The 21260-nt window shown below is 68.8% G+C and carries 22 protein-coding genes; 7 read left to right on the top strand and 15 right to left on the bottom strand.

The annotated features are described in order from the left end of the window. The first annotated feature begins 323 nt into the window (after positions 1–323). Together ACQP06_RS33330 and ACQP06_RS33325 are read left to right on the top strand one after the other, a co-directional pair. Complete coding sequence (locus tag ACQP06_RS33330; protein ID WP_357090781.1) at positions 324–956, top strand: TetR/AcrR family transcriptional regulator; 633 nt, start codon at positions 324–326, stop codon at positions 954–956. Between the two features lie 99 nt (positions 957–1055). After that, the gene (locus ACQP06_RS33325; RefSeq protein ID WP_433673504.1) at positions 1056–1898 is read left to right on the top strand and encodes an alpha/beta fold hydrolase; all 843 of its coding nucleotides are present in this window, start codon (positions 1056–1058) and stop codon (positions 1896–1898) included. 20 nt (positions 1899–1918) lie between these two features. On the opposite strand, the gene aspA is transcribed toward ACQP06_RS33325, so the two are convergent. Together aspA and ACQP06_RS33315 are read right to left on the bottom strand one after the other, a co-directional pair. Next, the gene (gene aspA, locus ACQP06_RS33320) at positions 1919–3784 is read right to left on the bottom strand and encodes an aspartate ammonia-lyase (protein ID WP_433668932.1); all 1866 of its coding nucleotides are present in this window, start codon (positions 3782–3784) and stop codon (positions 1919–1921) included. A gap of 72 nt (positions 3785–3856) precedes the next feature. Then, positions 3857–5926 (bottom strand): prolyl oligopeptidase family serine peptidase, encoded by a 2070-nt coding sequence (locus tag ACQP06_RS33315; RefSeq protein WP_433668930.1) that lies wholly within the window; start codon positions 5924–5926, stop codon positions 3857–3859. A gap of 118 nt (positions 5927–6044) precedes the next feature. On the opposite strand from ACQP06_RS33315, the gene ACQP06_RS33310 reads away from it, so the two are divergent. Together ACQP06_RS33310 and lpdA are read left to right on the top strand one after the other, a co-directional pair. Next, positions 6045–7046: a dipeptidase gene (locus ACQP06_RS33310; protein ID WP_433668928.1), complete on the top strand. Its 1002-nt coding sequence runs from the start codon at positions 6045–6047 to the stop codon at positions 7044–7046. 128 nt (positions 7047–7174) lie between these two features. Beyond that, positions 7175–8578, top strand: a complete 1404-nt coding sequence (gene lpdA, locus ACQP06_RS33305; RefSeq protein WP_379274114.1) for a dihydrolipoyl dehydrogenase — start codon at positions 7175–7177, stop codon at positions 8576–8578. A gap of 150 nt (positions 8579–8728) precedes the next feature. On the opposite strand, the gene ACQP06_RS33300 is transcribed toward lpdA, so the two are convergent. After that, positions 8729–9208, bottom strand: coding sequence for a nucleoside deaminase (locus ACQP06_RS33300; protein ID WP_404204272.1), 480 nt, complete (start codon positions 9206–9208; stop codon positions 8729–8731). A gap of 8 nt (positions 9209–9216) precedes the next feature. Continuing rightward, positions 9217–9615: a winged helix-turn-helix transcriptional regulator gene (locus tag ACQP06_RS33295; RefSeq protein ID WP_433668925.1), complete on the bottom strand. Its 399-nt coding sequence runs from the start codon at positions 9613–9615 to the stop codon at positions 9217–9219. A gap of 109 nt (positions 9616–9724) precedes the next feature. On the opposite strand from ACQP06_RS33295, the gene ACQP06_RS33290 reads away from it, so the two are divergent. Further along, positions 9725–10576, top strand: coding sequence for an SDR family oxidoreductase (locus ACQP06_RS33290; protein ID WP_433668923.1), 852 nt, complete (start codon positions 9725–9727; stop codon positions 10574–10576). Between the two features lie 19 nt (positions 10577–10595). Here ACQP06_RS33290 and ACQP06_RS33285 read toward each other — a convergent pair whose 3' ends face one another. The 4 genes from ACQP06_RS33285 to ACQP06_RS33270 form a co-directional block, all read right to left on the bottom strand. After that, positions 10596–11102, bottom strand: a complete 507-nt coding sequence (locus tag ACQP06_RS33285) for a transglycosylase SLT domain-containing protein (protein WP_387302133.1) — start codon at positions 11100–11102, stop codon at positions 10596–10598. A 137-nt stretch (positions 11103–11239) separates the two neighbouring features. Next, positions 11240–12454: an RNA polymerase sigma factor gene (locus ACQP06_RS33280; RefSeq protein ID WP_433668921.1), complete on the bottom strand. Its 1215-nt coding sequence runs from the start codon at positions 12452–12454 to the stop codon at positions 11240–11242. A 29-nt stretch (positions 12455–12483) separates the two neighbouring features. Then, entirely contained in the window at positions 12484–12837 is a 354-nt protein-coding gene (locus ACQP06_RS33275) for a YciI family protein (protein ID WP_379274101.1), read from the bottom strand. Positions 12838–12919: 82 nt separating this feature from the next. Next, positions 12920–13297, bottom strand: coding sequence for a VOC family protein (locus ACQP06_RS33270; protein ID WP_433668918.1), 378 nt, complete (start codon positions 13295–13297; stop codon positions 12920–12922). Between the two features lie 123 nt (positions 13298–13420). On the opposite strand from ACQP06_RS33270, the gene ACQP06_RS33265 reads away from it, so the two are divergent. Further along, entirely contained in the window at positions 13421–14200 is a 780-nt protein-coding gene (locus tag ACQP06_RS33265) for a TetR/AcrR family transcriptional regulator (protein ID WP_433668916.1), read from the top strand. Between the two features lie 110 nt (positions 14201–14310). Further along, the gene (locus ACQP06_RS33260) at positions 14311–14967 is read left to right on the top strand and encodes a GNAT family N-acetyltransferase (RefSeq protein ID WP_433668914.1); all 657 of its coding nucleotides are present in this window, start codon (positions 14311–14313) and stop codon (positions 14965–14967) included. A gap of 9 nt (positions 14968–14976) precedes the next feature. Here ACQP06_RS33260 and ACQP06_RS33255 read toward each other — a convergent pair whose 3' ends face one another. The 7 genes from ACQP06_RS33255 to urtA all read right to left on the bottom strand — a co-directional run bounded on the left by ACQP06_RS33255 (position 14977) and on the right by urtA (position 21225). Continuing rightward, complete coding sequence (locus ACQP06_RS33255; RefSeq protein ID WP_433668912.1) at positions 14977–15516, bottom strand: carboxymuconolactone decarboxylase family protein; 540 nt, start codon at positions 15514–15516, stop codon at positions 14977–14979. Positions 15517–15629: 113 nt separating this feature from the next. After that, positions 15630–16388 carry a GntR family transcriptional regulator gene (locus ACQP06_RS33250; protein ID WP_433668910.1) on the bottom strand — a complete coding sequence of 253 codons (759 nt, stop codon included), beginning with the start codon at positions 16386–16388 and terminating at the stop codon, positions 15630–15632. Between the two features lie 12 nt (positions 16389–16400). Next, positions 16401–17093: an urea ABC transporter ATP-binding subunit UrtE gene (urtE, locus tag ACQP06_RS33245; RefSeq protein ID WP_357090809.1), complete on the bottom strand. Its 693-nt coding sequence runs from the start codon at positions 17091–17093 to the stop codon at positions 16401–16403. Continuing rightward, on the bottom strand, positions 17077–17895 hold the full coding sequence (urtD, locus tag ACQP06_RS33240; RefSeq protein ID WP_433668907.1) for an urea ABC transporter ATP-binding protein UrtD: 819 nt from the start codon (positions 17893–17895) through the stop codon (positions 17077–17079). The genes urtE and urtD overlap by 17 nt, the downstream gene beginning before the upstream one ends. Further along, positions 17895–19004 (bottom strand): urea ABC transporter permease subunit UrtC, encoded by a 1110-nt coding sequence (gene urtC / locus ACQP06_RS33235; RefSeq protein WP_433668905.1) that lies wholly within the window; start codon positions 19002–19004, stop codon positions 17895–17897. Before urtC ends, urtD begins: the two co-directional genes overlap by 1 nt. Continuing rightward, positions 19001–19885 carry an urea ABC transporter permease subunit UrtB gene (urtB, locus tag ACQP06_RS33230; protein WP_433668903.1) on the bottom strand — a complete coding sequence of 295 codons (885 nt, stop codon included), beginning with the start codon at positions 19883–19885 and terminating at the stop codon, positions 19001–19003. The genes urtC and urtB overlap by 4 nt, the downstream gene beginning before the upstream one ends. 104 nt (positions 19886–19989) lie before the next feature. Continuing rightward, entirely contained in the window at positions 19990–21225 is a 1236-nt protein-coding gene (gene urtA, locus ACQP06_RS33225; protein ID WP_433673503.1) for an urea ABC transporter substrate-binding protein, read from the bottom strand. Between the last annotated feature and the right edge of the window lie 35 nt (positions 21226–21260).

Raw genomic sequence — 21260 nt, 5'->3', positions numbered from 1 at the left:
GGCGGCGCGTCGCGAGGGGCGGTCAAATAAAACCTAAAAAGTTCCTCGAAAAGTATTCCGTCCAGTTCGCCCGCTCTGTATCGTGATGAACGGCAAACGATCAGTGACTTTCGGGTCAATGCGACATCGGCCCGCGAGTCTCTCCCCCCGGACCCGCGTACCGAACTCGGGACGGTTCCCCTGCCTATACCCACCGTCCCGGGTGCGTCGGGTGACCTGGCGTTGCTGAGCCAACTTTCGGCTAACGCGCGGTAAGTCGAAGGTTCAAACGAAGGGCCCGATCCATGACGAGGGGATCGGGCCCTTCGGTATTGTCTGGCGCAATGTCACAGGAAACGAACGCGGGAAGAATGTACGCCGGGCAGCCCGTAGAAGACCGGCAGCGGCAGCGTCGTGCGCGTTTTCTGGAGTCCGGGCTCACGGTGTTCGCGCGCGATGGATACGCCAATAGTTCCGTCGGAGCCATCTGCAAGGACGCCGGACTCTCCTCCAGACAGTTCTACGAGGAGTTCACCGGTCGCGAATCGCTGTTGCTCGAGCTCTACGAGCACATCGATCGCGAGTCGCGGGAAGCCGTGGCGGCCACCATCGCCGAGCACTCCGACGCCAGCGCCATCGACATCATCGACGCGGCGGTCCGCGCCTACATCGAGTCCATCGGACGAGATCCGCGCAAGGCCAGAGTCGCGCTCGTCGAGGTCGTCGGCGCCGGCCCCAAGGTGGAGAAGTTCCGCCTGGAGCTGCGCCGCGCCTGGGGCGCCCTGCTGGCCAGCGCCGCCGAGGACGCGGCCCTGCACGGCGAGATCCCGCCCGGTGACTACGAAATGCGCGTGCTCGCCATCATCGGCGCGGTGAACTACGTGGTCGACGCCTGGAGCGGCTCGGATCCGCGCCAGCCGCTCGACGACGTCATCCAGGTGCTGCGCCGCATCATCATGGGCGCGGTCAGCGCCTGACCCGAAAACCCACCTTCCGACGCTCTTTCGCGCCCGTCCGCCTCGCGGACGGGCGCGAACTTTACGGGTAGCGTGCCGATCATGGAGGCTGCGCCGAACATGGAGACGGTGCCGATCCAGCTGCCCGACGGGACCACGATCCCAGTGCGGCTGATTCCGGCGAAAGGCTCGCACCGGCATCCGATCACCGCCGACACGCCGCGGCCGGTGGTGGTGATCGCCCCCGGCCTCGGTGTGCCGGGGGAGTACTACTCGCTGTTCGGAATACCGTTGGCGGCCCGGGGTTTCGATGTGGCGCTGCTGGAGATCCGCGGCAACGGCGGCGAACCCGCGACCGGACCGTCCCGCTACGGCTATCAGGACCTGGTGGCGGTGGACTTCCCGGCCATGTTCGAGGCCGTGCGGCTGCGCTTCCCCGACAGCACCCCGTACCTGCTCGGCCACAGCATGGGCGGCCAGCTGGGCGCCATGTACGCGTCCCGGATCCGGGGGCGGCTGGGCGGGCTCATCCTCATCGCGTCCGGCACACCGCATTTCCGCGGGTACTCCGGGCTGGCCGCGGTCGGCAGCGCGGCGCTGTCGCTGACCGCCAATCTGGCCGGGTTCTGGCCGGGCGACACGGTCACGGCGGGTGGCTTCGGGCGGCAGTCCAAGGCGCTCATCGCCGATTGGGCGCGGCTGGCCCGCACCGGCAGGTTCGAACCCGCCGGAGCCGATATCGACTACGAGGAGCGGATCGGGCGGCTGAAACTGCCGGTCCTGTCGATCACCATGACCGGCGACGAGCTGACCCCGCGCGGATCGGCCCGGCAACTGCTCGCGAAAATGCCGCAGGCCGACATCACCACTTGGCACAACCCGGCCCCGCTCGGGCACAACGGCTGGATCAACGATCCGGGCTCCACCATCGACTACGTCGAAAAGTGGCTGCGCGACCGCTGATTCGACAGCGGATCGGGGCGCTAGAGCCGCCGTGAGCGCGGCGCGGTCATCTTCTCGGGGCTGAGCAGGTCGTCGAGCTCGGCCTTGGTCATGGCTCCGCGCTCGAGCACCAGGTCGTAGACACTGCCGCCGGACTCGAGCGCCTCCTTGGCGATGGCCGCCGACTGCTCGTAGCCCAGTGTCGGCACCAGCGCGGTCACCAGTCCGATGCTGTGCGCCACCAGATCCCGGCAGTGCTCCCGGTTGGCGGTGATACCGGTGATGCAGCGGCTGGTCAGGGTGACCGCGGCATTGCGCAGCATCATGGTGCCCATCATCAGGTCGTGGGCCATGATCGGCTCGGCCATATTGAGTTCCAGCTGGCTGGCCTCGGCGGCCATGGTGACCGTCATGTCGTAGCCGATGAGCTGGAAACAGACCTGGCTGACCACCTCCGGGATGACCGGGTTGACCTTGCCCGGCATGATCGACGAACCCGGTTGCATGGCGGGCAGATTGATCTCGCCCAGGCCCGCGCGCGGACCGCTGGACAGCAGCCGCAGATCGTTGCAGATCTTGGACAGCTGCACCGCGGCGCGTTTGAGGGTGGCCGACACCGCCACGAAATCGCCGGAGTCCTGGGTGGCCTCGACCAGGTTCTCGGCCTGCACGATGGGCAATCCGGTTATCTCCGCGAGCTTGACGGTGACCAGGTCCGCGTAGCCGGGCGGGCTGGTGATGCCGGTGCCGATGGCGGTCGCGCCCATGTTCACCGCGAGCAGGTCCCCGCCGATGCGCTGCAGATGGTTGATGGCCTCGCCGATCATGACCGCGTACGCGCCGAATTCCTGGCCCAGGGTCATCGGGACCGCGTCCTGCAACTGGGTGCGGCCCATCTTGATCACGTCGGCGAATTCGACGGCCTTGGCGCGCAGTGCGTTCTGCAGTTCGCCCAGCGCCGCGGAGGCGTCCTGCAGGGACAGGTAGACGCCCAGCTTCACCGAGGTGGGGTAGACGTCATTGGTGGACTGCGAGCGGTTCACGTCGTCGTTGGGGTGCAGGTACTGGTATTCGCCCTTGTGGTGGCCCATGAGCTCCAGGCCGCGGTTGGCGATCACCTCGTTGGCGTTCATGTTGGTGGAGGTGCCCGCGCCGCCCTGCACCATGTCGACGATGAAGTTCTCGCGCAGCCGGCCGGTGAGCAGTTCGTCGCAGGCCGCGACGATGGCGTCGGCCTTGGGCTGGGCGAGCGAACCGAGTTCCGCGTTGGCCAGGGCCGCAGCCTTTTTCACGTGGGCCAGGGCATTGACCAGGTGCCCGAACTTGCGCAGTTTGATGCCCGAGATCTGGAAGTTCTCCACCGCGCGCAGGGTCTGCACCCCGTAGTACGCCTCGGCGGGCAGTTCCCGGGTGCCGAGCGAATCGTGTTCGATGCGAATGCCGCCCAGCGGCTGCTGGGCCGCGATGGCGGCCGACAGCTGGGCGGAGACCGCGCGCATGCGGTGCGCGACCAGCTGGGCGACCCGGGAGACCATGCGGTAGTAGCGATCCGGGTGCAGGACCGCCAGTTCCCGCAGGGTCGCCCGGGGCACGGTGAGCACGACCGCGCCGGTGACGCTGCGCCCGGTGGCGGTGTGGGGCGTGTCGTCGACCAGCGCGATCTCCGAGATCAGGCTGCCGGGGCCGAGCCGGGCGAGCTCGATCACGTGGCCCGTGAGGCCGGAGGTGATCCGGATCTCGCCCGCCACCACGATGCCCGCCCACTCGCGCGGCGTGGATTCGTGGAACAGCACCGCCCCGGCCGGGTATTCGCGCCGCTCGGCGGTGGCGGCGAAGGCGCGGACGTCCTCCGGATCGAGTCCGGTGGCTGCGGCGGTGCTACTGATCAGCTCGTCCAGTTCGGCCACGTCGACTCCTCGCTCGGTGGGGACGCCCCACATCGGCAACCGAGTCCGATCTTTCCGAAACGGGCGGATCTTTCAAGCGCGACGCGGCCGTTCACCGTCCATCAGTTGCTGCAGGAAGAACTCGTAGACCAGCGCGGCCTGGAACGCGGACTGCTTGTTGTCCGCGGCCCCGCCGTGGCCGCCCTCGATGTTCTCGTAGTACCAGACCTCGTGGCCCTCGGATGCCAAGCGCGCGGCCATCTTCCGGGCGTGACCGGGGTGCACCCGGTCGTCGCGGGTGGAGGTGGCGAGCAGGATCGGCGGATAGGCCCGCTCGGCGCTGGTGTTCTGGTACGGGGAGTACTTGGAGATGTACTCCCACTCCTCGGGCTTGTCCGGGTCGCCGTACTCGGCCATCCAGGACGCGCCCGCCAGCAGCAGGTGATAGCGCCGCATGTCCAGCAGCGGCACCTGGCACACGATGGCGCCGAACAGCTCCGGGTAGCGGGTCAGCATGACGCCCATGAGCAGGCCGCCGTTGCTGCCGCCGACCGCGCCCAGCTGGTCGTGGGTGGTGATGCCGCGCGCCACCAGGTCGCGCGCGATGGCCGCGAAATCCTCGTAGGCCTTGTGCCGGTTGGCCTTCAGCACCGAGGTGTGCCATTCGGGGCCGTATTCGCCGCCGCCGCGGATATTGGTCATGACGTAGGTGCCGCCGCGTTCCAGCCAGCCCATACCGACCGCGCCGCTGTAGGCCGGGCGGCGCGAGACCTCGAAGCCGCCGTAGCCGGACATGACGGTCGGTCCGGGGGTGCCCCGCAGATCACGGTGGCGGATCACGAAATACGGGATCTCGGTGCCGTCGTCGGAACGGGCGAAGAACTGCTCGGTCTCCATGCCGTCGGCGTCGAAGAACGCGGGCTCCTGCTTCAGCACCTCCACCGAACCGCCCACCGAACTCGACATGAGCGTGGCCGGGCTGGTGAAACTGCTGGTGGAGAGCATGAATTCGTCGCCGCCCTCGAGCCGGTCGAGGTTCATCACGCTGGTGGTGGACATGGCCGGGGCGTCGGCCAGCGGCGCGCGGGTCCAGCCGTCCGGGCCGGGGGTGAGCACGTGCAGTTCGGTCTGCACGTCGTGCAGGGTGGCCAGCAGCAGGTGGTTCTCGGTCCAGCTGTAGCCGTGCAGGGCGGTGTGCGGATCGGGGGTGAAGAGCACCTCGAAATCGCGTGCGCCGGACAGGAATTCCTCGAAGTTCGCGGCCAGCAGCGCGCCCGCCGGATAGGTCGAGCCGTTCACCTCCCACAGGGTCTTCGGCCGCACCAGCAGCCACTCCTTGTTCCAGGAGACGTCGGCGTCGGTGGGGGCTTCGATCAGCCGCAGGGAGTCGTCGGACTCGAGCAGGTAGACCTCTTCGTTGAAGAAGTCGGTGGCGCGGCTCAGGTAGTGCCGTTCGTAGCCGGGCGTCCGGTCGTAGCCCGCCGAGACGGCCACGTCGGTGGACCGGCCCTCGTACACGAATTCGGCCTCGGCCAAGGGGGTTCCGCGCCGCCAGCGCTTCACCACCCGGGGGTAGCCGGAGTCGGTGAGGGAACCGGGGCCGAAGTCCGTGCCCACGTAGATGGTGTCGTGGTCGATCCAGGCGTAGTCGGACTTGGCCTCGGGTAGGTGGAAGCCGCCGTCCGCCGGGTCGATGAAAGTCTTTGCCTCGATGTCGAATTCGCGGATCACCTTGGCGTCCGCGCCGCCGCGCGACAGGCTGATCAGCGCGCGCCGCTGCTCCGGGCGCTTCACCGCCGCGCCGCCCCACACCCAGTTCTCGCCCTCGGCCGCGGCCAGCGCGTCCAGGTCGATGAGGATCTCCCAGTCCGGCTCGGCCTTGGCGTATTCGGCGAAGGTGGTGCGCCGCCACAGGCCCTTGGGGTGCTCGCGGTCGCGCCAGTAGTTGTAGAGCCACGGGCCGCGCCGGCTCGGATAGGCGATGCGAGTGTCGGTGTCGAGCATGGCGAGCACACGCGCCTCGAGTTCGCCGAAACGCTCGGTCGAGGCGAAACGCTCCTTCGACACCGCGTTCCGTTCTTCGGCCCACGCCAGCGCGCGGTCGCTCTCGACTTCTTCGAGCCACAGGTAGGGGTCCGTCACACCCTCTCCAACACCGGTCATGCCCACATTGTTGCCCAGGGGCGCGTTCGCCGGTCGCGAACGTGTTGCCGACCACTGTGGCGAGGACCCTCGGGCGCGGGTGAGGCCGACCGCACTGTCCGGTCAGTAGGATTGCCGGGTGTCGCATGAGCCCCGGCTGTGGGAACAGCACTGCTGCCTGCCATTACTGCCGACCGCGGACGTCACCGAGCTGATTCGGTACCCGCTGGGCTCGTATCTCTCGGTGAACATCGGATATTCGCCGCAGACCACCCGTGATTCGCTGGAACTGGTCACCCAGCTGCGGCGGGATGCCTTGACGGACGGCCGTTTCCGGCTGGTGCACGACATCGAGGACGCCTGGCCCAGCACGCCGACCGCGGAGACCGAGTCCACCATCGCGCTGGCCTTCGATCTTGAGGACGCCGGGCCGCTGGACGGCGATCTCGACAATGTCGAGCTGTTCCACGAACTGGGTCTGCGCTCGCTGCTGCCCACCTACAACCACGCCAATGCCGCCGGCTGCGGCTGCCTCGACACCGAGGACACCGGGCTCACCGCCTACGGACGTAACCTGATCCGCACCCTCAACGAGGTGGGCGTGTTCGCCGACGGGTCGCACTGCTCGCGCCGCACCGGCCTCGACATCGCGGAGATCACCAGCGTCCCGATGATCTACAGCCACTCGAATTTCGCGGCGCTGTGGGAGCATCCGCGCAATATCGCCGACGAGCAGGCCAAGGCGTGCGCGGCCACCGGCGGGGTGATCGGCGTCAACGGGGTCGGCATCTTCCTGGGCCGCAACGAGCCCGCCGACCGGGCCGGGCGGGTGGAAGCCATGGCCGACCACATCGCCTACGGGGCGGAACTGGTCGGTATCGAGCACGTCGGGGTGGGCTCGGACTACTCCTTCGACGCCGACGATTTCAATCGGGAGCTGATCGAGAATCCGGAGAGCTATTCCGAGGAGTACCTCCGCTACGGCCAATTGCAGTGGACGCCACCGGAGGATCTGCTCGGCACGTCGGGGGTGCGCGGACTGGACGCGGCGCTCGCCGACCGCGGCTTCTCCGCGGCGGACCGGGCGGCCGTCTTCGGCGGCAACTTCGCGCGCGTCGCCCGGCAGGTGTGGCACGGCTGATTCCGCCTGCATAGCGAACTGATCGGTCGTTTCCATGGTGTGGGAGTGACCGCTCTCACGTGGTCCCGGTCTCACCCGGGCGGGGGATGGCTGAGTGAGCACCCGGCAACAGGTCTAGTCTCGAAGCCGTGACTTCCCACTACGATGTCGTCGTTCTCGGCGCTGGTCCCGGCGGTTACGTCGCCGCGATTCGTGCCGCTCAACTCGGCCTGCGAACAGCGATCGTCGAGCAGAAATACTGGGGTGGCGTGTGCCTGAACGTGGGCTGCATTCCGTCCAAGGCACTGCTGCGCAACGCGGAGCTGGCTCATATCTTCACCAAGGAAGCGAAGACCTTCGGTATCTCGGGTAACGCGACCTTCGACTTCGGCGCGGCGTTCGACCGCAGCCGCAAGGTCGCGGACGGCCGGGTCAAGGGCGTCCACTTCCTGATGAAGAAGAACAAGATCGACGAGTTCGACGGCAAGGGCACCTTCACCGGCCCGAAGTCGCTCTCGGTCGCGCTCACCAAGGGCGGCGCCGAGGACATCACGTTCGACAACGTGATCATCGCCGCGGGCACCGAGACCAAGCTGCTGCCGGGCACCTCGCTGTCGGCCAACGTGGTCACCTACGAGGAGCAGATCCTCACCCGCGACCTGCCGGGCTCCATCCTCATCGTGGGTGCGGGCGCCATCGGCATGGAGTTCGGTTACGTCCTCAAGAACTACGGCGTGGACGTGCGCATCGTCGAATTCCTGGACCGCGCACTGCCGAACGAGGACGCCGACGTCTCCAAGGAGATCACCAAGGCGTACAAGAAGCTCGGCATCACCATCACCACCGGTGCGGCCGTGCAGTCCATGGAAGACGACGGCTCCAAGGTCACCGTCGCCATCAAGGACAACAAGACCGGCGCCATCGAGACCGTCACCGTCGACAAGGTGCTGCAGGCCGTCGGCTTCGCGCCGCGCGTGCAGGGCTACGGCCTGGAGAACACCGGCGTCGCGCTCACCGATCGCGGCGCCATCGCCATCGACGACTACATGCGCACCAACGTCCCCGGCATCTACGCCATCGGTGACGTCACCGCCAAGCTGCAGCTCGCGCACGTCGCCGAGGCGCAGGGCGTGGTCGCCGCCGAGACCATCGCGGGCGCGGAGACCCAGGCGCTGGGCGACTACCGCATGATGCCGCGCGCCACCTTCTGCCAGCCGCAGGTCGCCTCCTTCGGCCTCACCGAGCAGCAGGCCAAGGACGAGGGCTACGACGTCAAGGTCGCCACCTTCCCGTTCACCGCGAACGGCAAGGCGCACGGCCTCGGCGACGCGCAGGGCTTCGTCAAGCTGATCTCCGACGCCAAGTACGGGGAACTGCTCGGCGGCCACCTGATCGGCCCGGACGTCTCCGAGCTGCTGCCGGAACTGACCCTGGCCCAGAAGTGGGACCTCACGGTCAACGAGGTCGCCCGCAACGTCCACACCCACCCGACCCTGTCGGAAGCGATCCAGGAAGCGATCCACGGCCTCGCCGGCCACATGATCAACTTCTGACTCCGAAGGGGCTCAGGGGCTTCGCCCCCGAACCCCCTCGAGATTTTCGGGGGCAGGCCCCCGGACCCCCGAGGTCCGGGGGGGCCTGCCCCGCAAGACGGCCTGATGCCGGCGTAAATCGCTGGCATCAGGCCGTTTTCGTTGGTGTGGCTAGTCCGCCAGGTGCAGGCGGCGGTGCAGGGCGTAGACGCGGTCGGTGAGTTCCGGGAAGGGGCCCGAGACCGGGATCGAGGGGGCCACCTCCTGGATGGCGAGGGGGCGGATCGGGCCCGCGGGGACGCCGAACTCGGTGAGCCACTCGGTGAGCTGGGCGGTGGAGGCGGCGTAGACGATCGGGCCCAGGCCGACCCAGGCGTGGGCGGCCGAGCACATGGCGCAGTGTTCGCCGGAGGTGTAGACGGTGGCGGTGGCGCGCTGCTCGGGGGTGAGGTGGTCGGCGGCCCAGCGGGCCAGCTCGAATTCGGGGTGGCGGGTGGCGTCGCCGCCGGAGACCCGGTTGCGGTCCTCGGCCAGGACCTTGCCGTCCGCGTCGACCAGCAGGGATCCGAACGGCTCGTCGCCGGCGTCGAGGGCCTCGGCGGCCAGTTCCACGCAGCGTTCGAGGTAGTGCAGATCGGTGTCGGCGGACATGCGGCTCCTTACGGGCGGTGGTAGGCGGACTGGGCCGCTTCGATGGTCGCGATATTGGATTCGAGGATGTCGATCAGCCCGACCAGCTGGTCGGCGACCCGTTCGCCCAGGTCGGTGAGGGTGTATTCGACGACCGGCGGGATGGACTGCTGGACTTCGCGATGGACCATGCCGTCGCGTTCCAGGGTCTGCAGGGTCTGGGAGAGCATTCGCTCGGAGATGCCGTCGACCCGGCGGCGCAGCGCCGAGAAGCGGTAGGGGCCCTCGCGCAGGGCGGCCAGGGCCAGCACGCCCCAGCGGCTGGCGACGTCCTGCAGGACCGGGCGGGAGGCGCAGTTGCGGGCGAAGACGTCGGCTTCCAGGGTCGGGTCGTCCGCGAAGGACTGGTCGGAAGGCCGGGCGGTCATGAGATTCAGGTTACCTGCCATTCGGGTAGCGGTTCAGGAATAGCATGTGCTTACTATTAGTTAGTACATGTCGAGCGTGCAGTTCATTCCATCGAACCTGGAGGTAGTCATGACCGTCGCAGTCACCGGAGCCAGTGGTCAGCTGGGTCGCCTGGTCGTCGAGGCGTTGCTGAAGGACGGGTCGCAGCCCGTCGTCGCCGTGGTCCGCGATCCCGCCAAGGTGGCCGACCTGGCCGAGCGCGGCGTCGAGGTGCGGGTCGCGAGCTTCGACGATCCGGCGGCGCTGGAACGCGCCTTCCAGGGCGTCGACCGCGTACTGCTGGTCTCCGGCAACGAGTTCGGCAAGCGCGTGGCCCAGCACACCAATGTGCTGCGCGCCGCCGAGGCCGCGGGCGTGAAACTGCTGGCCTACACCAGCATTCCGCAGGCCGACCGCAATCCGCTGATCCTCGCCCAGGAGCACATCGGCACCGAGGCGGCGCTGGCCGGGGCGAGCATCCCGACCACCCTGCTGCGCAACGGCTGGTACTGGGAGAACTACGCGGGCGGTCTGGGCCACGCCGTCGCGAGCGGTGTGCTGCACGGCGCGGCCGGGGACGGGAAGGTATCCGGCGCGGCGCGGGCCGACTACGCCGAGGCGGCCGCCCGGGTGCTCACCACCGACGGGCACGAGGGCAAGGTCTACGAGCTCGGCGGCGACGAGACCCTCTCGTACGCCGAACTGGCGCAGGTGATCTCGGAGGTCTCCGGCAAGCCGGTGCGTTACGAGGATCTGCCGCAGCAGGATTACGCGGCCGCGCTGCAGGGTGCGGGCCTGGACGCCGGATACGCGGCGGTGCTGGCCGATGCCGACGCCGGGATCGCGGGCGGCATCCTGTCCGTCGACTCCGGCGACCTGCAACGGCTGCTGGGCCGCCCGACCACCCCGGTGGCCGAGGTGTTCCGGGCGGCGCTGAACTGATCGAGCGGACGGGGCAGGCTCAGTACCAGTTGTGGGCCTGCCAGAACGCCCACGCGTTGTTCGGGCTGCCGTAGCGTTCGACCATGTAGCGGTAGGCCCAGCGCAATTGGGTGAGCGGGTTGAACATCCAGTCCGGGCCCTCGCTGAACATCTTGTGCGCGGGGAGGGCCTGGGGCAGCCCGTACGCGCCCGAGGTCGGGTTGATCGCGAACACCTGCCAGTCGCTCTCGCGGGTGATGATGTGGTTGAACGAATCCCACTGGTCGAACGGGACCATGAAGCGGGACATGGTCTGCAGGGCGGGCTTCGAAAAGCGCTGGGCCGAGCCGACCAGTTGCAGCAGCGAGGCCGGATCGATGGGAAGCGCGACCGGGACGCCGGTGGCGGAGACGGGGTTGGCGATCTCGGTGCGGGCGTCGGCGTGTGTGACGCCGACCGTCAAGGGCGCGATGGCCGCCGTCAGCAGTCCGAGTACCGCGACTCGGATCGGGCGCCGGCGGGCGGTGTTCTCGTGGGAAGCGGGCAACGCCTGGTCCTTCCGTGTCGTTCACGAAAAAACAGACCCCATCTGTCTTCCAATCAGAAACCGACCGTACGCCCCTGAAGTTCGGTGTCCGGGTGAGCGACACGCGGGGAACTACCTGATCAGCGCTGACCCGCTGGTCAGCGCGCCCGCTCGCGCAGCAGTTCGCGCTCGCTGTCATTGGCGGTGAGTTCGGCCGCGCGCTCGAAGGCCGCCCGCGCCTCGGCGGTCCGGCCCAGCCGTTCCAGCAGATCCCCGCGCACCGCGTGCAGCAGGTGATAGCCGTCCAGATCCGCTGCGACCGCGTCGATCAACTCCAGGCCCGCCGTGGGCCCGTGCACCATCGCCACCGCCACCGCGCGGTTCAACTCCACGACCGGTGACGGAAATCGTTGCGCGAGGACGGCATACAGTCCGGCGATACGCCGCCAATCGGTGTCGGCGGCGGCCGGGGTCACCGCGTGCACCGAGGCGATGGCGGCCTGCAGGGCGTAGCGGCCGGGCGGGAGCTCCCGCGTCCGGTTCAGGGTGTGGGCGCGGGCGAGGGCGGCCAGTCCGCGTTCGATGTACAGGCGGTTCCAGCGGGAACGGTCCTGATCGGGGAGCAGGATCGGGCCGCCGCCGGAATCGCTGCGGGCCGTGGTACGCGAGGCCTGCAATTCCAGCAGGGCCGTCAGGCCGTGTACCTCCGGCTCCTCGGGCAGCAGTCCGGTGAGGATGCGGGCCAGGCGCAGCGCGTCCTCGCAGAGTTCGGCGCGCACCCAGCGTTCGCCGGAGGTGGCCGCGTAGCCCTCGTTGAAGATCAGGTAGATCACTTCGAGCACCGAGTCCAGCCGCGCGGTCAGCTCCGCGCCCTCGGGCACCTCGAAGGGGATCCCCTTGGAGGCGATGGTGCGTTTGGCGCGCACGATCCGTTGCGCCACGGTCGATTCCGGGACCAGGTAGGCGCGCGCGATCTCGGTGGTGGTCAGGCCGCCCACCATGCGCAGGGTGAGCGCCGCCCGCGCCGGGGGTGTGAGCACCGGGTGGCAGGCGGTGAAGATCATGCGCAGCAGGTCGTCGGCGATCACCGGGTCCGGTTCGCCCACCGGCGCTTCCGCGGTGATCGCCTCCCGGCCCAGCAGTTCCAGCTTCCGGGCGAAATTCGCGTCGCGCCGGATGCGGTCCACCGCGCGGTGTTTGGCGGTGAGCATGAGCCAGCCGCCGGGATTCGGCGGGACGCCCGCGGACGGCCACTGTTCCAGTGCCGCCACGTGGGCGTCCTGCGCGAGTTCCTCGGCGGTGGCGATATCCCCGACCAGGCGGGTCAATCCCGCCACCAGCCGTGGCCATTCGATGCGCCAGGCCGCTTCCACGGCCCGGCGCGCCCGCTCCTCCGGCGGAGTCAGTGCTGGCCTTCCAGCTGCCGCACCTCGACCTCGATCTCCCATTCGGGTCCGTGCACGCGCAGGAACCGGGAGGCCCATTCGGCGGCCTCCTCGTTGGAGCGGGTCTGCAGCAGCAGATAGCCGCCGATGATCTCCTTGGATTCGGTGAAGGGACCGTCCATGACGGTCTGCGTGCCGCCGGACTGCCGGATCCGGGCGCCCTCCTCGGGCGGGCGCAGGCCCGCGGTGTCGAGCAGCACCCCCGCCTTGGTCATCTCCTCGATGATCTCGTTGACCCGCGCGATCAGGTCCTCGCCGGGACCGTCGGGGGCCTGGGCGGGGTCCAGGCGAATCAGCACCAGGTGTCGCATAGTCGAATCCTCCTTCGTGTTGGGATCGTGGTTCGACCCTCGCCTACTCCTCGAACGGGGCGGGTCGGAATCGACATCCGGCTCAGACCCACTGCACCAACTGGATGACGATGCCGTTGGGGTCCAGCGCCTGGAAGTAGCGCTCGCCCCACGGCTCGGTCTCGATGGGCGTCACGATCGGCACGCCCTCGCCCCGCACGCGAGCGTATTCGGCATCGATGTCATCCACCACGAAGACCACCAGCAGGCCCTGGCCGGCGCTGCCCGCGATGCGGTCCGGCTTGAAGCTGCCCAGGCCGGTGCGCAGGTAGATGACGTCGAAGCCGGCGTCGGGCCGGGTCAGGTTGACGAAGCCGTCGGCAGACATCTTCTCGGTGAAGCCGAAATGCTCGATGAGGAACCTGGCGGAGGCGGTCTCGTCGGGCACGTTCAGCGAGATCGCGGATGCGGTGACGTTCAAGGGTCCTCCTAGGTGGTGCCGATCAACTCTGTACTAAGTACGCTGTACTTTGTACGCAAATTCCCGACGGGATGCAAAGTGACGACCGTCACATGGATACGATCGGCGGCGGAGGTGACGCGAATGGCCGCGAAAGGCGGGGAACGCAGCAGCGCGGGAGACCCGGTGCGAACCCTGGAACTGCTCTGGCGCGAGCCCGGCTCGGGCGGGTCGGCGCGCGGGCCCAAACAGCGCACCACCGTGGACGCCGTCGTCGCGGCCGCGATCGGGATCGCCGACACCCAGGGTCTGGCCGCGCTGACCATGCGCTCGGTCGCGGCCGCGCTCGGCATCACGCCCATGGCGACCTACACCTATGTGCCCGGCAAGGCGGAACTGCTGGATCTCATGCTCGACACGGTCTACCAGCGAATGGTTCGCCACGACCTGGGCGGAATGGGCTGGCGGGAGCGGGTTTCCACGATCGCGGCCGAGAATCGCGCCATGCTCGCGGCGCACCCGTGGGTGGCGTACCTGCCCACCACGCGCCCGCCGCTGGGGCCGGGCGTGGCGGCGAAGTACGACCACGAACTGCGGGCCTTCGACGGCCTCGGCCTCGGCGACCTCGAGATGGACGCGGCGCTCACGTACGTGCTGGGGTTCGTGACCTCCACCGCGCAGCTCGCGATCGATACCGCGGGGGCGGCCGCGGAAAGCGGGCAATCCGACCATGATTGGTGGGAGCGCGCGGCCCCGCTGCTGGCCCGGGTGTTCGACGCCGAGCGCTACCCCTTGGCGGCGCGGGTCGGCGAGGCGGCCGGACAAGCGCACGACAGCGCCTACAGCGCGGACCACGCCTACGAGTTCGGTCTCGCTCGGGTCCTCGACGGGCTGGCGGGCCTGATCGAGCACCCCGAACGCTGATCGGGAACCCCTGGGCGCGCCTGTCTCTTACGCGAACCTGGCACAGACCGACCGGGACGATGGTCTAAATTTCGCCGCACGGAGCGGCGGGTGGCGGCAGAATTTCAGCTATGCCCCGATCGGCCCCGGCAGTCGTTGCCGCCGAAACCTTCACCAGGGCAGTGCAGCCGGTGCTTCCCGTGGGGGAGGGACTGGTGCTGAGGCCGTGGTTGCGGCGCGACGGCCCCGAGGTGTACGCGGCATTCCAGGATCCAGCTATCGCCCGCTGGCACGTGCGCACCGCCGACACCGTGGAGGAGGCAGGGGACTGGGTGGACTCGTGGGGGCGGTCGTGGAGCAGTGGCGCGGCGGCGAATTGGGCGGTGGCGGACAGCCGCAGCGGTCGGCTGATGGGCCGCGCCTCACTGCATCACATGGAGCTGTGGCACGGCGAGGCGGAGGTCGCGTACTGGGTGATCCCGGCGGCCCGCGGTCGCGGCATCGCGCCGCGGGCGGTGGAGGCGCTGGTCGGCTGGGCCTTCGAGGTGGCCGGATTCCACCGCCTCGAATTACGCCATTCCGTGCACAACGCCCAATCCTGCCGGGTGGCCTGCAAATCCGGCTTCATCCTCGAGGGCATCAATCGCAGCGCGGGCCTGCACACCGACGGCTGGCACGATATGCACCTGCACGCCCGCGTCCAGCCCGCCCGCCCCGCCGAACCGGCCTTCCCGCGCGACATCCCGTACGAGGCCGCCACCCAGCCGGTCTTCCGCCTGCGCCGCTAGCGCTTCCGGTCAGTGGTCGGTCTCGATGCGCAGCGCGGTGATGGTGCTGGCCAGGCCCTCGTACTGATTGGTGAGCAGCACGATCTCGATGAGCCGCTGCTCGTCGTAGTGCGCGGCCAGCGCCTGCCAGGTGGCGTCGTCGAGGTCGCGGGTGGTGACCAGCTGGTCGACGGCGGTGAGCAGGGCGCGTTCCTTGTCGGTCCAGCCCGCGGCGGCGGGTCCCTCGCGCAGCCGGTCCAGGATGTCGGGGGTGACGCCCGCGCGCCGTCCCAGCCGGATGTGATGGTCGGTCTCGTATTCGCATTCGCGCAGGTGCGCGACGCGGAGGATGACCAGTTCGGATTCGTAGCGCCGCAGTTTGCCGCCGGGCATGAGCCGCCCCGAGAAGTGCAGCCAGCCGCGGAACAGGCCGCCGGTGCGGCCGAGGGTGCTGAACAGGTGGGCGTCGTCCGTCCCGGCCGCGCGGGAAAGCGCCTGCCAGACAACCCAGTTGACCGGTCCGAGCTCCCGCAGACGACCGGGAGCGATGCGTGGCTTCGTCGACACCATGGGTCCAGTCAACACCCTGTCTGGGCCACTCGCCAGACCGTGGCGGCCGGAGTCGTCGTCCCGGCGGCCGCCCCCGCGCTCCGACCGGGCCGCGAAGCCGGTGCGGGAGCGCGTCACTCGCGGACCGCGCGGGCGAGCCGGGTGAGCTCCAGGGCGCGGCGGGCGCGGGTCAGCACATGGGCGCGGGAGCTGGCCAGATGCGCCAGCAGGGCGCGCAGGGCGGCGTCGAGGTCATCGGCGAGCAGGTGTTCGGCGATGGCGATGTGGTCCTCGGCCATGGCGGCGATGCGGCCGGGGGTCGGGATGTCGAGGGCGCGGACCGGGCGGACGCGGGCCTGCACGGCCGAGAGCGCGTCGGCGAGCGCGGAATTGCCCGCGGCCAGCAGCAGCGTGGTGTGGAAGCGTTCGTCGGCGGCGATGAGCTCCGCGTCGGGTGCGGGCGGGTGGTCGCGCAGGTCGCGCCAGAAGTCGAGTTCGCGGCGCACCTCGGCCAGGACCAGGGGCGTGCGGGTGGTGTCGGGGACCCGGGTCCGGAGCGGGGCGGCGGCCAGCGAGTCCGGGAGTCCGGCCGCGGTGGTCTGTAGCCGCTGGATTCCTCTGGCCTCCAGCACGATCCGGAGTTCGTACAGATCGCCCAGATCGTCCACCCGCGGCCGGTACGGGTACAGGCCGTCGGTGTGGCGTTCCAGCAGACCGTCGGACAGCAGCCGGGCCAGCGCCTCCCGGACCGGGGTGCGGGAGACGCCGTACGCCTCGGCGAGACGTTCCTCGCCGAGCCGCTCGGTCGGCACCAGCACCCCGGCCGCGAGATCCTGCTGGAGCGCGCGGTAGACCCGCTCCGACAACGGAATGCGCCCCCTGCGCGCGTTCACGCCGCTGTCCGATCAGATCGCCATGGCCAGGCGCACCGCGGATTCCGCGCCCGCGCCGCCCTCCCCGGAGGACGTGACGCGGCCCGAGCGCAGCACGTAGAACTGCTGCGCGGCCTGCAGGGCGAAACCGATGTGCTGTTCCACCAGCAGCACGCTCAGGCCGCCGCGGGCGGTGAGATCGATGATGGTGCGCTCGATCTCGGCGACCACCGACGGCTGGATGCCCTCGGTCGGCTCGTCCAGGATCAGCAGCTTCGGTTCGGTGATGAGGGCGCGGGCGATGGCCAGTTGCTGGCGCTGACCGCCGGAGAGCAGTCCGGCCTTGCGGGTCAGCAGTTCCCGCAACGCCGGGAACAGGTCCAGGGCTTCGGCGATGAGTTCCTTGCCCTTGGCCCGGCCGTCGGCCACCACCTGCAGGTTCTCCATTGTGGACAGTTGTGGAAAACTCTGCTGTCCCTGCGGGACGTAGGCGAGACCGCGTTTCACCCGGCGCGACGGCGACAGGCCGGTGATGTCCTCGCCGTCGAAGCGGATGCGCCCGGACTTGGCGGGCAGCAGCCCGACCGCCGCGCGCAGCAGCGAGGTCTTCCCGGCGCCGTTGTGGCCCATGATGGCGGCGACGCCGTTCGCCGGAACCGTCAGGGACACACCGTGGATCACCTCGGTGCGGCCGTAGCCGGTGTGTAGGTCAACGAGTTCCAGCATCGGCGGCCTCCTTCGCGTCGGTGGCGGGTTCGGGGTCGGATTCCGGGTCGGCGGTGGGCGGTAGCTCGCCGGCCGCGGCGGTGCCGAGGTAGACCTCCTGCACCTTCGGGTCGGCCTGCACGGCTTCGACGCTGCCCTCGCTGAGCACGCGCCCGCCGGCCAGCACCGTCACCGAGTCGGCGAAGGCGCGCATGAAGTCCATATCGTGTTCGACCACGATGACCACGCGCTCCTTGCCGATGCGGCGCAACAGGTTTCCGGTCTCCTCGCGCTCCTCGGCGCTCATGCCCGCGACGGGTTCGTCGAGCAGCAGCACCGACGCGTTCTGCACCAGCAGCATGCCGATCTCGAGCCACTGCTTCTGCCCGTGCGCGAGCACCCCGGCGGGTTGGTCGCGCAGGTCGGTGAGGCCGATGGTCTCGAGCGCCTCCTCGATCGCGGGCAGCACGCCCTTGCGGCGGCGCAGCAGGGTGAGCGCGGAACGGCCCGCGCCCGCGGCGATGTCGAGGTTCTGCAGCACGGTGAGCTGCTCGAACACGCTCGCGGTCTGGAAGGTGCGGCCCACGCCTAGGCGGGCGATCTGGTGCACCTTGCGGCCGATCAGTTCGGTGCCGCTCTTACGGGCCGATCCGGTGGCGGGGGTGAGGCCGGTCATGGCGTCGATCAGGGTGGTCTTGCCCGCGCCATTGGGTCCGATGAGGAAGCGCAGGTCGCCCGAGACGACGGTGAGGTCGACCTCGGAGACGGCCTTGAACCCGTCGAAGCTGACCGACAGCTTGCTGACTTCGAGATACTCGCCCATCAGGCTTCCACCGCCGCCTCGATCGGTGCCGCCAACTTGGCGGCGGGCCGCACACGCTGGAGCAATTGCTTTGCCATGGGCCCGAATCCGGCCAGCCCGGCCGGAATGAAACCGACCACCACGATGAACAGCGCACCCTGGAAGTAGGTCCACGCCGAGGGGAAGTTCTCCGAGAACGTGGTCTGCGCCCAGGCCACGCCGATCGCGCCCAGCACCGGCCCGAGCAGGGTGGTGCGGCCGCCGATGGCGACGCCGATCAGGAACGCGATGGACGGGACCACGCCGATGTCGGCGGGGGAGATGATCCCGACGATCGGGGTGAACAGCGCGCCCGCGATGCCCGCGAAGAACGCGGCCACCACATAGGCGACGATCTTGATATTGGCCGGGTCGTAGCCCAGGAAGCGGACCCGCTCCTCCTGATCCCGCACCGCGACGAGGAGTTCGCCGTACCGGCTGCGCATGAGCTGGCGCGCCACCGCCACCACCACGAGCAGGGTGCCCGCCGCGATGAAGAACAGCATGCGCCGGTTCACCGGATCGTCCAGGCGGAAACCGAAGAACGACCGGAAGTCGCTGAGCCCGGTGAAACCGCCGATGGTCTGCTGCCCGGTGAGCAGGATCGCCAGCGCCGCGGCCAGCGCCTGACTCAGGATGGCGAAGTACGCGCCCTTGACCCGGCGCTTGAACACGCCGAAACCGAGCACCGCGGCCATGGCGGCCGGGAGCACCAGGATGGCCAGGATCGCCACCGGCGCGGACTCGAAAGGCCGCCAGTACGACGGCAGTTCGGGCACGCCGGCGATGACCATGAACTCCGGCACGTCCTCGTGCGCCTTGGCGGCGTCGGCCATCTGCAGGTGCATGGCCATGATGTACGCGCCCAGCCCGAAGAACACGCCCTGGCCGAGGGTGAGCATGCCGCCCCGGCCCCACGCCAGGCCGATGCCGACCGCGACGATGGCGAAGCACAGGAACTTGGCGAGCAGGCTCAGCCGGAAATCGCTGAGCAGCGCGGGCGCGAGTCCGAACAGGACGATGGCGGCGATGGCGAAGCCGCCCAGGGCTTTCAGCGAAGAGTTGGCGCTCAGGCGCTGGATGGTTGTCATGCCAGACTCCTCGTCCGGACGGTGAACAGACCCTGCGGGCGGACCTGCAGGAAGATCACGACCACGATGAAGACGATCACCTTGGCGACCGTCGCTGTGGTCGAGTACTCGATGAACGAATTCAGCAGCCCCATGCCGAAGGCCGCGATCACGGTGCCCTTGATCTGTCCCAGGCCGCCGATCACGACCACCAGGAACGCGTCCACCAGATACGACTGCCCGATGGTGGGGCTGGTGGAGCCGATCAGGGTCAGGGCGACACCGGCCACGGCAGCCAGTCCCGACCCGATGAAGAACGTGCTGACGTCGGTGAGGCGGGAAGAGACGCCGGAGGTTTCGGCCAGGCTGCGGTTCTGCACCACCGCCCGGATGCGCCGGCCCAACGGGGTCGTCTTGAGCGCGGTGGCCAGCGCGATCACCGCCACCACGGCCAGCACCATGATGAAGATGCGGGTCTTGGGCACCACGGTGCCCGCGATCCCGATGCCGCCGGTCAGCCATTCGGGCGCGACCACGTTCTTGGCGGGGGCGCCGAAGATGTCGCGCACCGCCTGCTGCAACACCAGCCCGACACCGAAGGTGACCAGCAGGGTGTCCAGCGGGCGGTCGTACATCCAGCGGATGAGCCCCATTTCCAGGGCGGCGCCCAGCAGACCGCCGACCAGGAAACCGACGAACAGTGACACGATCAGCGCCACGCCGGTCGCCGAGATGAGTTGCTCCACAACGTAAGTGGTGTAACACCCGGCCATGATGAATTCGCCGTGCGCCATATTGATGACGCCCATCTGACCGAAGGTCAGTGACAGGCCCAGCGCGGCGAGCAGCAGGATCGAGCCCAGGCTCAGACCCGTGAACAGCTGTCCGACAACGACGTCCATGTGAGATACCTCGTGAGTTCTATTGGTGGAGAACGCCGTACGGCTGGTGCGGCGCGCGGGACGGCGCGCCGCACCAGCCGCCCCTCATCGGCGGCCGCCGGAAGTTACTTGAGGCCCTTGGCCCAGTCGTAGTTCTTCAGGTACGGGTCCGGCTGGATGGCCTTGCCCGAGTCCCACACGGTGTAGATGAGCCCGTCGGGGTGGATCTCGCCGATGCGGGCGGTCTTGGTGATGTGGTGGTTGGAGCCGTCGATGGTGACGGTGCCCTCCGGGGCGTCGAAGCTGACGCCGTCGGCGGCCTTCTGAATGTCGGCCACAGCGAACGACTTCGCCTTCTCGACGGTCGCCTTCCACAGGAAGACCGAGGTGTAGGCGGCCTCCATCGGGTCGGAGGTGGGCTTGGCGGCGCCGTAGGCGGCCTTGTACGCCGACACGAACGCCTTGTTCTGCGGGGTGTCGACGGTCTGGTAGTAGTTCCAGGCGGTCAGCTGGCCCGCGACGTTCTGCACGCCGACGCCGCCGACCTCCTCCTCGGCGATGGACACCGAGACCACCGGCATCTCGGCGGCTTTCAGGCCCGCGTTCGCGTACTCGCGGAAGAAGGCCACGTTGGAGTCGCCGTTGAGGGTGTTGAACACCGCGCCCGCCTTGGCGCTGCGCACCTTGTTGACGATTGTGGAGAAATCGGTGGAGCCCAGCGGCGCGTAGTCCTCGCCCTTGATCTCGATGCCGTTGGCCTTGGCGTAGGCCTTGATCTCGCGGTTGGCGGTCTGCGGGAACACGTAGTCCGAACCCACCAGGTAGAGGGAGGTGACGCCCTTCTGCTTCAGGTAGTCCAGCGCGGGGATGATCTGCTGGTTGGTGGTGGCGCCGGTGTAGAAGATGTTCTTCGAGTCCTCGAGGCCCTCGTACTGAACCGGGTAGTAGAGCAGCGAGTTCAGCGATTCGAACTTGGGCTTCATGGCTTTGCGGGACGCGGAGGTCCAGCCGCCGAACACCGCGGCGACACAGTCGGAGCTGACCAGCTTCTCGGCCTTCTCGGCGAAGGTCTTCGGGTCCGACGCGCCGTCCTCGAGCACCACCTCGATCTTCTTGCCGAGTACGCCGCCCGCCGCGTTGATCTGATCCACCGCCAGCTTGGTGGCATTGGCGACGGTGACCTCACTGATCGCCATGGTGCCGGTCAGCGAGTGCAGCGAACCGATCTTGATGGTGTCCTTCGAGGTGTCCACGCAGGACTTGGCATTGGATCCGGACGCGGTGTCGCTGTCGCGCGATCCACAACCGGCGACCATGACGGCGGACAGCGCCAACGCGGTCGGAATGGTGATCGCCTTCATCAGGCGGGAAGCCCTGTCCCGGCGGGAAGAGTCGT

The sequence above is a fragment of the Nocardia sp. CA-136227 genome (genome assembly GCF_050955695.1).
Lineage (GTDB): Bacteria > Actinomycetota > Actinomycetes > Mycobacteriales > Mycobacteriaceae > Nocardia.
The sequence above is the reverse complement of the archived record's forward strand: the minus strand, read 5'-3'. Positions and strand labels throughout refer to the sequence as shown.

Coding starts and splice junctions, on each gene's coding strand:
- ACQP06_RS33325 (WP_433673504.1), top strand. CDS start 1,056: ATGGAGACGGTGCCGATCCAGCTGCCCGACGGGACCACGATCCCAGTG.
- ACQP06_RS33295 (WP_433668925.1), bottom strand. CDS start 9,615: ATGACCGCCCGGCCTTCCGACCAGTCCTTCGCGGACGACCCGACCCTG.
- ACQP06_RS33290 (WP_433668923.1), top strand. CDS start 9,725: ATGACCGTCGCAGTCACCGGAGCCAGTGGTCAGCTGGGTCGCCTGGTC.
- ACQP06_RS33300 (WP_404204272.1), bottom strand. CDS start 9,208: ATGTCCGCCGACACCGATCTGCACTACCTCGAACGCTGCGTGGAACTG.
- urtD (WP_433668907.1), bottom strand. CDS start 17,895: ATGGGCGAGTATCTCGAAGTCAGCAAGCTGTCGGTCAGCTTCGACGGG.
- ACQP06_RS33275 (WP_379274101.1), bottom strand. CDS start 12,837: ATGCGACACCTGGTGCTGATTCGCCTGGACCCCGCCCAGGCCCCCGAC.
- urtE (WP_357090809.1), bottom strand. CDS start 17,093: ATGCTGGAACTCGTTGACCTACACACCGGCTACGGCCGCACCGAGGTG.
- urtC (WP_433668905.1), bottom strand. CDS start 19,004: ATGACAACCATCCAGCGCCTGAGCGCCAACTCTTCGCTGAAAGCCCTG.
- ACQP06_RS33260 (WP_433668914.1), top strand. CDS start 14,311: ATGCCCCGATCGGCCCCGGCAGTCGTTGCCGCCGAAACCTTCACCAGG.
- ACQP06_RS33255 (WP_433668912.1), bottom strand. CDS start 15,516: ATGGTGTCGACGAAGCCACGCATCGCTCCCGGTCGTCTGCGGGAGCTC.
- ACQP06_RS33265 (WP_433668916.1), top strand. CDS start 13,421: ATGGCCGCGAAAGGCGGGGAACGCAGCAGCGCGGGAGACCCGGTGCGA.
- ACQP06_RS33330 (WP_357090781.1), top strand. CDS start 324: ATGTCACAGGAAACGAACGCGGGAAGAATGTACGCCGGGCAGCCCGTA.
- urtA (WP_433673503.1), bottom strand. CDS start 21,225: ATGAAGGCGATCACCATTCCGACCGCGTTGGCGCTGTCCGCCGTCATG.
- ACQP06_RS33315 (WP_433668930.1), bottom strand. CDS start 5,926: ATGACCGGTGTTGGAGAGGGTGTGACGGACCCCTACCTGTGGCTCGAA.
- urtB (WP_433668903.1), bottom strand. CDS start 19,885: ATGGACGTCGTTGTCGGACAGCTGTTCACGGGTCTGAGCCTGGGCTCG.